Origin of the sequence: Pelomonas baiyunensis (assembly GCF_043555935.1) — a bacterium.
GTDB lineage: Bacteria > Pseudomonadota > Gammaproteobacteria > Burkholderiales > Burkholderiaceae_C > Pelomonas > Pelomonas baiyunensis.
In genome coordinates, this window is record NZ_JBIGIB010000011.1 from 1 (window position 1) to 8,495 (window position 8,495).

Consider the following 8,495-nt stretch of genomic DNA (forward strand, 5'->3'; position numbering starts at 1 on the left):
CGCCACGAATCGCAGATTTGAAAGTGAACAGGAAAGTCAATGAAATCAACGATCTACCAACACCACCTCCGCGCCAGTGCTAGCTTTTCGTACCGTCACTTATTGCACTGAAAACGAGGAGACCCCGTCTTCGGCGCTTCGCAGATCGACCCGCAGGTTTTCGTTCTGGCGGTCGAGCTTGGCCTTCACGTCGCCCGCTGCGTTCGACGCCTTCTTGTCGAGAACGGCCATCTCCTGCTTCGCCGAAGCGATGCCGCGATCGGCCTCTGCCACGAACCGGTCGCGTCGGGTGGTATCACTCGCGTAGTTGAAGGGCGCCAACGCCTTCAGTGCCTCCTTGGTGGCGCCCGGCATCACGATCTTGCCGGCCTCGTCGCGAATCTGCGCGATCGGCACGGCCACGTCGTGCTGTCCCAGGCCCACGAACCCACCCGCACCGATGATGACGTACGACACGTTGCGCTCGGGGTCGATGATCAGGTCTTGCACCTTTCCGATCTTGGTGCCTGCATCGTTGTAGACCGTCTTGCCGAGAATCCCCTTCTTCACGCTCCATCCAAGTGCGAGGTGATCGGTCTCGGTGATGGTGACACCGATGGTGGTCGTGGAACCTGCGACCTGGGCGGTAGCGGCGGTCAGTGTCGTGAGCATGCCGGCAATGCCGAGCGCTGCGAACAGGAGAGTTTTCTTCATGGACTTCTTTCGTTGGTTGAGATGCTTCAACGCGGTTTTACAAAGCCATGAAGCGTGGGTCTGTGCGCTGGCGCACTGCAACGTCCAAGGCGCCAGCTTCGGTTGCTGGCCGTTGACGCTGAGCATGCCGGCCCTGTATTTGGGCTATGCGCCCAACCAGAATCGCTCGCTGCGATCGAGAAAGTCATGCAGGTGCACGAGCACCGAATCCTCGTCGAGCAGCACGACGCCGTACTGTGGCGGCTCGAAGCTGCCCGGGATGTCTTCCGATTCCCGAAGGTGCAGCGCCACCTGGTGGTTGGTTCCGCGCAATGTCGAGAACGGGATGCCGCGCCAGCTGCCCGAGATGGGGCGATGAATGTGGCCGAAGAACAAGTGCTTGACGCGGTGCTCGTGGCCCTTCAACGCCGTCAGCAACCATTCGTTGTCGACCAGGCCGATCCGGTCCATGACCGGGATGCCGAGGTGGAAGGCCGGATGATGCATGAACAGCAGCACCGGCGAATCGCCCTCCGCCAGACGCTGAGAAAGCCAGTTCGCCCGCTGCTCGCAGAAGACGCCGGAATGCGTTCCCGGTTCGTTGGTGTCGAGAAACAGCGCTCTGAACTTGCCGACGGCTTTTTCGTACTGGACGAACCCGTTGTTGTCCACGCCCACCTCTGGGAAGCGTTCCCGGAAATTGGGCCGGCTGTCGTGGTTGCCGAGAATCAGATGAACGGGCATCGGCAGCCGCGCACATTGCTCCGACAGTTGGCGGTAGGCGTCCGCGTGCCCGACATGTGCGAGGTCGCCCGTGATCACGCAGAACGATGCGTCCGCGTGCTCGGCGATCACGCTGTCGATGCAGCGCTCGAACCGTTTGCCGGGGTCATGCCCGTAGAGGGCACGACCCTGCTCGACAAGATGGATGTCCGTGATGTGGATGAACTTGAGCATGGTCGTGCCTGGCGATCAGCGCGGCAGCAGTGCCTGGACCGCCTTGCTCATGTCGGTGAGGGCGACGGCGGGCTGCACCTCTTGCGAGACCACGGTCTGCAGATGATCCTTGATCACATCGGTGATCTTCAAGCCGTTGTCACCCGGAAACGCATACCAGCCCGTGAGAACCGGCATCTGCGCGATGGCGGTCAAGTGATTGGGGTTCGCCTGGTAGAAGGGCGCAAGGAGCTTCGGGTCGTTCGCCGGCAGCGTGTTGGCCGGGAAGTAGCCGGTCGCCTTCACCATGGTCGTCGCACCCAGCGGGCCGGTGGCGAACTTGATGTATTCCCAGGCAGCGGCCTGCTTGGCAGAATCCTTGGAAAACATCATCGCTGCATTGCCGCCGGCCGGCAGGCGGCCGTCCTTGGCCACGGGCATGCGGGCGGTGCGAATCTCGAACTTGCCGCCGACCTGCTTCGTGATGCTGCCCAGGCGCGCCGTGGTCGTCGCCAGTACCGCGAGCTTGCCGCTCACGAAGTCCTGCCAGGCGGCCGAATAGGCGATGTTGCGCATCTCGCCTTGCTTGACGAGCTGCTCGAGGGTTTGAATGGCAGCCTTGCCTGCGGGGCCGTCGAATGCCACCTTCTTCTCGTCGGCGGTCAACATGGTGCCGCCGTTGCTGAAGACCAGCGCCTGCCACATCCAGTTGCCGGTGATGTCCCACTCGACGTGCAGGCTGTCCGTGCCGGGGGTTGCCGATTTCGACTTCTTGGCCGCATTCATGATGGCTTCCCAGGTCGTCGGGAAGCGATCGGGCTCCACGCCCGCCTTGCGCATCAGGTCGGCGTTGTAGTAGATGACGGGTGTGGACAGCGCAAAGCCGATGCCAACCTGCTGACCCTTGACCTGCCCCAGTGACAGCAGCGCCTGGTCGTAGCCCATCCCGGCCCAGCCTTTCTCTGCCTTGATGAAGGGTGTGAGGTCGACGGCGAGCCCGCGGTCGGCAAACACGCGCTGACGATTGAGGCCCTGATAGGACACGTCGGGCAGCTGGCCCGTCACGGCCTGGCGCAAGACCTGTTGCGCGGAGACCTCGTAGTCGGAGTTGGGCGCGCGGAACGTGACCTTGTACTGGGGGAACTTCGCCATGAAGTCTCTCGCGATCGATTCATGGACCTCCTTGAAAAGATCGGCGTAGGCGTAGTCGACGACGATCTCGGTCGGTTGCTGAGCCTGTGCCAGGCCTGCGGCCATCAACATGGTCAGGGCGGCGGTTTTTTTGAACAGTTGTTTCATTGCTTGATTCCTTGCGGTTTAACCCTTGACGCCGGTGAGCGTCACACCTTCGATGAAGCGCTTTTGCGCGACGACGAACAACAGCACCAGCGGCGCCGTGATCAGCACCGTGCCGGCCATCAAAGGACCGAACGCGCTGCCTGCTTCCTCATTGCGGAAGAACATGGTTCCCAATGGCGGTGTCGCCAGATCGGGTGAATTGATGACCAGGAGGGGCCAGAAATAGTCGTTCCAGTGCCAGACCACCGAGAAGATCGAGAACGCCAGCAAGGCGGGCATGGCGGTGGGCAGCATCACGCGCCAGACGATCTCCAGCTCACCCATGCCGTCCAGCCGCGCGGCATGGATCAGGTCGTCGGGCACGGTGCGAAAGAACTGCCGCATCAGGAAGATGCCGAACGCCGACACGCTGAAAGGCAGGATCAGCGCGCCCATCGTGTCGAGCAGACCTGCGTGGTACAGCATCACGTAGAGTGGGATGGCCGTGGCCTGGTACGGCACCATGAGCGCAAGCATCACCAGGCGCCATGCCCACGGCTTGCCGCGGAACGACAGCTTGGCGAAGGCGTAGGCGGCAGGCAGCGCCACCAGGATCTGAAGCACCAGGATCCCCGCGCAGACGAGAACGCCGTTCCACAGGTAGCGCAGCAAGGGGACCTTGGTCAGCGCCAGGGTGTAGTTCTCGACCGCGGCAAAGCGCGTCGGAAAGAGATGGATCTCGCTGCCGAAGATTTCGTCGGCGGGCTTGAGCGAGGTCAGCACCATCCAGATGAAGGGCATCAGGAAGACGAGCGCCACGGCCATCAGGACCCCGTGGCGAAGGATCCGAAAGGAAGGAGAAGGACGTTTCATGCGTAGTGCGTCCGGCGCTCCAGCGCGGCGTGCTGGATCTGGGTCAAGAGGAAGATGCCTGCAATGAAGACGACCGTCATGGCGCTGGCGTAGCCCATGCGGAAGAAGCTGAAACCTTCGGTGTAGATCGTGTGGAGCAGCACCTCGGTGGCCTTGTTCGGCCCGCCCTTCGTGAGCACATGCACGGTGTCGAAGACCTGCAGGGCGCGGATGGCGCACACGGTGATGACGAACAGGGTGGTGGGGCCCAGCAACGGCCAGGTGACGAAGCGGAAGCGATCGAAGGGGCGTTCGATGCCGTCGAGTTCTGCCGCATCGCGCACGTCGCGAGGAATGCCCTGCAAGCCGGCCAGGAAGAACACCAATGCCAGCCCCGACATCTGCCAGATGCCGATCGCGGCGAGCGAGTACAGCGCGAGCCGCCGGTCGTTGAGCCAGTTCTGGGGCGAGAGGCCGACCTGCATCAGCAGGTGATTCACGAGCCCGGCGCTCGGATGCAGCAGGAACTCCCACACGACCGCCATGGCGATCAGCGTCGACGCGGCCGGCATGAAGAAGGCGGTTCGGTAGAAGCCGCGTCCCGACCGATCGGACTCGATCAACAGCGCGAGGCTCAGGCCCAGCACGATCGAGCCCCCGGTGACGAGAACAAGGTAGACGAGGGTGTTGGCGACGGACTTGCGGAACACCGCGTCCGACCAGAGTTCGGCGTAGTTCTGCAGGCCGACCCAGTTCAGCGTGGTCGCGCCGAACTGCCAATCGGTCAGCGACATCAGAACGACGGCCAGCACGGGGATGAACAGCAGAACCGTCGCAAGAAGTCCCGCGGGTGCGAGAAGCGACGCTGTGGAGAGGGGATGGATGCGCATCGTCGGCTTTCAGGCAACCCGGGCCAGGACGTCGCATCGATCGATCGACAGGCGCTGACCGCCTGCGTCGAAGACATGCAGCGCTTCCCACGGGACCGTGACCTCGAACTCGGCCCCTGCGCGCGCAGCCGTGCCGGCCGGGAGGCACACGATGCAGGCCTCGCCCTGGCTCGGCAGGGTCAGCGTGGCCATCAATTCGGTGCCCGCATATTCCACATGGCCGACCACGCCGCGCACGGTGAGGCCAGGCGCCCTCGCCAAGGTGACCGCCTGGGGCCGGAAGGCGACATGGCAGGGTCCGCTGTTCCCCGGGGTAGCCGCGATGCGTTGCGCCAGGCAATGGATCTCGCCGTTGGCGAGGATCTCGCCCGGCACGACGTTGATCCGCGGCGCGCCGACGAATCGCGCGACTTCGAGGCTTCGGGGTCGCATGTACAGATCTTCGGGTGGCGCGACCTGAAGGATGCGGCCTTCGCGCATGACCGCGACACGGTCCGACATGGACATCGCTTCATGTTGATCGTGGGTGACGTAGATGAACGTCACGCCCAACTGGTCGTGAAGCTGGCGGATTTCGGCGCGCAGCGCATGCCGAAGGTTGGCGTCCAGGTTCGAGAGGGGCTCGTCGAACAGGAAAACGGAAGGGTGGCGAACCATCGCACGCGCCAGGGCAACGCGTTGGCGCTGGCCGCCTGAGAGATGCGCCGGCTTGCGATCGAGCAATCCGTCGATGGCGAGTCGTCGTGCGACCTCCTGCGCGCTGGCATGGATGTCGGCGAGCCGTCGCCGCACCCCGGGGGACACCAGGCGTGCCCCCGGCAGGCGACCCCAGAATCCGAGGCCACGCATCACCAGTGGCATCGAGATGTTCTCGCGGACTGTCATGTGGGGGTACAGCGCATAGGACTGGAACACCATCGCGCAGTCCCGCGCGCTGGGCGACAGGGCGAGCAGGTCGCGGTCTCCCATGCGGATCGTGCCCGTGTCGGGCGTGTCCAGGCCGGCGATCAGCTTCAGCAAGGTGGACTTGCCGCAACCGGATGCGCCGAGCAGGGTGAGGAATTCGCCGTCGCGCACGGTCAGGTCGAGTTCCTGAAGAACGGCAGCGCTGCCGAAGCGCTTGGTCAGGCCCGAGATCTGGATGTCAGACATGGTGAGTCGTCTCCGCCGTTGACTGAGTCGATGTCCGGGCGGCCATCCAGCTGTGGAATTCCGCGTAGTCCGAAAACGCGACGACGTACGGGCGCAAGTCGTCGGGGTTGGCCGCGTAGCCGCCCAGGTGAGCCGCCAGCCGTACGCCGGCGGCCTGGGCACATGCCGCGTCGATGCCGGAGTCCCCGACGAAGAGAACCGTCTGCGGCGTCGCGCCCAGTTGGGTGAGTGCGAGGTGCAACGGCGCGGCGTCCGGCTTGGGATGCTCGGCATCGCCCAGGCCGACGATCACATCGAAGAAGCCGGTGAGTGCTGCCTTGTCCAGCAGCGTGCGTGTCGAGTCCTGATCGCGGTTCGTGCAGATCCCCAGGGCGATGCCCTGCGAACGAAGCATCGACAGAAGCTCGAGAGCACCGTCGTATGCCACCGCTTTGTGCAGCCAGTGCGATGCATAGCGTTGCTGGAAGGCCTTCTCGAGGCGCGAGGCCAGCGCGAGTGGCACAGACGCTGTCTGAAGCCGGAGCGCGCTCTGGAAGAGGGCGGTGATGCCCTGGCTCAAGGCCGGACGAAGATGCTGCGGCTCGATGGCCTGCAATCCGGCCAGCACAAGTACCTCATTGGCCGCCGCTGCGAGGGAGGGAAGGGTGTCGAAAAGGGTTCCATCGACATCAAAGACGACTGTTCGTATTTGATCGTTAGTGTTCATGAACTGGATGTTACGAACATGATGAGTCAAACTCGTGACAAATACGGGCGGTACAGTTTCCGCACCGATCACGCGCACACCTCGCGCGTCAACCGTCCTGAGATGCAAGAAAACAGATGCTCAAAGCAGCTCGCCAGAAAGAAATCGTCGCCCTGTTGCAAGGAGGGGGCGTCGTCGAAGTCAGCGTGCTGGCTGAGCGTTTTCAGACCTCGCCCATCACCGTGCGGCGCGACCTCATCGAATTGCAGGAGCGGGGTGTGCTGGCCCGCACGCGAGGAGGGGCGATTCCCGGCAACGAGGTGTATGCGGAGGGTTGGGCGCGTTACGAGAGCGTGAGCTACGCGGAGCGGGAGAGGGAAAACTACCGCGAGAAACGAGCCATCGCAGAACTCGCAGCCCAATCCGTGTCGGACGGTGATTGCATCCTGGTCAACGGTGGGACCACCTGCCGACACCTCGCGGAAGCGCTGCGAGGTCACCACCATCTTCACGTCGTGACCAACGGACTCACCGTCGCGATGGAGTTGGCCAAGAGCAGAAACGCCACGGTGCATCTATTGCCCGGTACCGTGGATTTTCAGAAGATGACGAGTGTCGGTCGCCTCGAGACAGGTGCTTTCGAGAACATCACCGTGAGAGCGGCCTTCCTCGGCGTCCACGGCATCTCCGCGAGCGGGGGCATCGGCATGTTGACACCGGAGGAGGCCGTGATGAACCGAGCCTTCGTGGACGCCGCCCAGTCCGTCAATGTCCTCGTCGACTCCTCCAAATTCAAGGCGCAGGCCATTTTCAGGATCACGCATCTCGACAAGGTCGCGCGCGTGTTCACCGACGATGGCATCACCGATGAGGTGCGACATTCACTGGAGAAGGCCGGTGTGGAGGTGTTGGTGGCTAACGCCGAGGAGAATGGTCACTAGGACGCAAACCGTCATCCCCTGACCGGCCAACGGTTTCCGTTCGCCAGCGTACAGACATGTGCACGATCCGGCCCGAGGATGAACGCCAACGCCCATCTCCGACCCGCCATGAACGCATTGCTGTCACCGCCTCCAACCCCTGCCACGGGAGGCTCCGCGTCCGCGCAGGCGATGAACGAGCCGCTGCAGAAGCAGAGGGGGGTCAGGTTCTCGGCGGGTGCGCACGACGATGACGCTTGTGCCGCCGTGCTGCTTTCGATCGCCGAATGCAGGACGTTGCGTCCTGTGTCCGTCGAGGTGCTGCCGTTTCTCTGCTCCTTTGCCCACCGCCTCAGGCACACCTTCGACGGTTGCGTTGACGTCGCTGTGGACGTCGACCGAGCGTGTTCTGCGTGGACGGTCGACAGGGACGCACTGGAAGAGGCGCTGCTGGAGGTCGTGCTGGGGTCGGTGTGTGCGATACGTCGTCGGGGGCGATTGACGTTGCGGGCCTCCGTCGACGATCGGAGCAACCAACGCAGCACGGTGCTGACGGTGTTCAACAAGGTGCCACACGAAGATTGTTCGACATTCAGTTGGAGAAACTGACTTGCTCTGGCGCTTGATTCCTCCTCACCGACATCCACATCGTCGACATCGCCCGAACCGGGAGAAATCGTCTGTTCGGTAGCGCACTTAATACCGAGATAGACAACGATCGCTTGCGATTTGCGACACCGCGAAAAATGCAGGCAAATCCCTGCACCGGCTGGTCGCCAGCACGGCTATAAGTTCGCCAGCGAACAGATCAGGGGGAATCTTCGAGCCACCCCGGCTCGACGATATTTCGATCGTTCAAACGATCCTCTTGACTGGAACCTCGAATGCCGACCATCGACCAACCGAAGAAGAACCATTTGCTGGCCGCACTGCCCGAGGCGGAGTGGTCGCGGTGGCTTCCACAGCTCGAGCCCGTCTCCTTGGGGGTCTCCTCGTTTTCAGTGCAATAAGTGACGGTACGCAAAGCTAGCACTGGCGCGGGGGTGGTCTGGGTAGACCGTTGATTTCATTGACTTTCCTGTTCGCTTTGTAAACGGGTATGGTGGCCTC

At 62.9% G+C, this 8,495-nt stretch carries 9 protein-coding genes; 2 read left to right on the plus strand and 7 right to left on the minus strand.

Annotation, left to right across the window (positions count from 1 at the left end):
- Positions 1 to 99: 99 nt before the first annotated feature.
- Genes ACG01O_RS22130 through ACG01O_RS22160 form a run of 7 tightly spaced genes read right to left on the minus strand, consistent with a single transcriptional unit; the run spans position 100 to position 6,486 of the window.
- Positions 100 to 819, minus strand: coding sequence for a PRC-barrel domain-containing protein (locus ACG01O_RS22130; RefSeq protein ID WP_252980476.1), 720 nt, complete (start codon positions 817 to 819; stop codon positions 100 to 102).
- A gap of 18 nt (positions 820 to 837) precedes the next feature.
- Positions 838 to 1,629, minus strand: a complete 792-nt coding sequence (locus tag ACG01O_RS22135) for a phosphodiesterase (RefSeq protein ID WP_017405781.1) — start codon at positions 1,627 to 1,629, stop codon at positions 838 to 840.
- A gap of 15 nt (positions 1,630 to 1,644) precedes the next feature.
- Positions 1,645 to 2,907, minus strand: a complete 1,263-nt coding sequence (locus tag ACG01O_RS22140; RefSeq protein ID WP_017405782.1) for an ABC transporter substrate-binding protein — start codon at positions 2,905 to 2,907, stop codon at positions 1,645 to 1,647.
- An 18-nt stretch (positions 2,908 to 2,925) separates the two neighbouring features.
- On the minus strand, positions 2,926 to 3,759 hold the full coding sequence (locus tag ACG01O_RS22145; protein WP_026062489.1) for a carbohydrate ABC transporter permease: 834 nt from the start codon (positions 3,757 to 3,759) through the stop codon (positions 2,926 to 2,928).
- Positions 3,756 to 4,628, minus strand: a complete 873-nt coding sequence (locus ACG01O_RS22150) for a carbohydrate ABC transporter permease (protein ID WP_026062490.1) — start codon at positions 4,626 to 4,628, stop codon at positions 3,756 to 3,758. Before ACG01O_RS22150 ends, ACG01O_RS22145 begins: the two co-directional genes overlap by 4 nt.
- A 9-nt stretch (positions 4,629 to 4,637) precedes the next feature.
- Entirely contained in the window at positions 4,638 to 5,780 is a 1,143-nt protein-coding gene (locus tag ACG01O_RS22155; RefSeq protein WP_017405785.1) for an ABC transporter ATP-binding protein, read from the minus strand.
- Positions 5,773 to 6,486 (minus strand): HAD family hydrolase, encoded by a 714-nt coding sequence (locus ACG01O_RS22160; protein ID WP_017405786.1) that lies wholly within the window; start codon positions 6,484 to 6,486, stop codon positions 5,773 to 5,775. The genes ACG01O_RS22155 and ACG01O_RS22160 overlap by 8 nt, the downstream gene beginning before the upstream one ends.
- A gap of 116 nt (positions 6,487 to 6,602) precedes the next feature.
- Between ACG01O_RS22160 and ACG01O_RS22165 the strand changes: the two genes are divergently transcribed.
- Together ACG01O_RS22165 and ACG01O_RS22170 are read left to right on the plus strand one after the other, a co-directional pair.
- Positions 6,603 to 7,406 (plus strand): DeoR/GlpR family DNA-binding transcription regulator, encoded by an 804-nt coding sequence (locus ACG01O_RS22165; protein WP_180318920.1) that lies wholly within the window; start codon positions 6,603 to 6,605, stop codon positions 7,404 to 7,406.
- Between the two features lie 108 nt (positions 7,407 to 7,514).
- A complete protein-coding gene (locus ACG01O_RS22170; protein WP_146100201.1) occupies positions 7,515 to 7,994 on the plus strand; it encodes a hypothetical protein in 480 nt (159 codons plus the stop codon).
- Positions 7,995 to 8,495 lie beyond the last annotated feature (501 nt).

Coding starts and splice junctions, on each gene's coding strand:
- ACG01O_RS22130 (WP_252980476.1), bottom strand. CDS start 819: ATGCTCAGCGTCAACGGCCAGCAACCGAAGCTGGCGCCTTGGACGTTG.
- ACG01O_RS22135 (WP_017405781.1), bottom strand. CDS start 1,629: ATGCTCAAGTTCATCCACATCACGGACATCCATCTTGTCGAGCAGGGT.
- ACG01O_RS22140 (WP_017405782.1), bottom strand. CDS start 2,907: ATGAAACAACTGTTCAAAAAAACCGCCGCCCTGACCATGTTGATGGCC.
- ACG01O_RS22145 (WP_026062489.1), bottom strand. CDS start 3,759: ATGAAACGTCCTTCTCCTTCCTTTCGGATCCTTCGCCACGGGGTCCTG.
- ACG01O_RS22150 (WP_026062490.1), bottom strand. CDS start 4,628: ATGCGCATCCATCCCCTCTCCACAGCGTCGCTTCTCGCACCCGCGGGA.
- ACG01O_RS22155 (WP_017405785.1), bottom strand. CDS start 5,780: ATGTCTGACATCCAGATCTCGGGCCTGACCAAGCGCTTCGGCAGCGCT.
- ACG01O_RS22160 (WP_017405786.1), bottom strand. CDS start 6,486: ATGAACACTAACGATCAAATACGAACAGTCGTCTTTGATGTCGATGGA.
- ACG01O_RS22165 (WP_180318920.1), top strand. CDS start 6,603: ATGCTCAAAGCAGCTCGCCAGAAAGAAATCGTCGCCCTGTTGCAAGGA.
- ACG01O_RS22170 (WP_146100201.1), top strand. CDS start 7,515: ATGAACGCATTGCTGTCACCGCCTCCAACCCCTGCCACGGGAGGCTCC.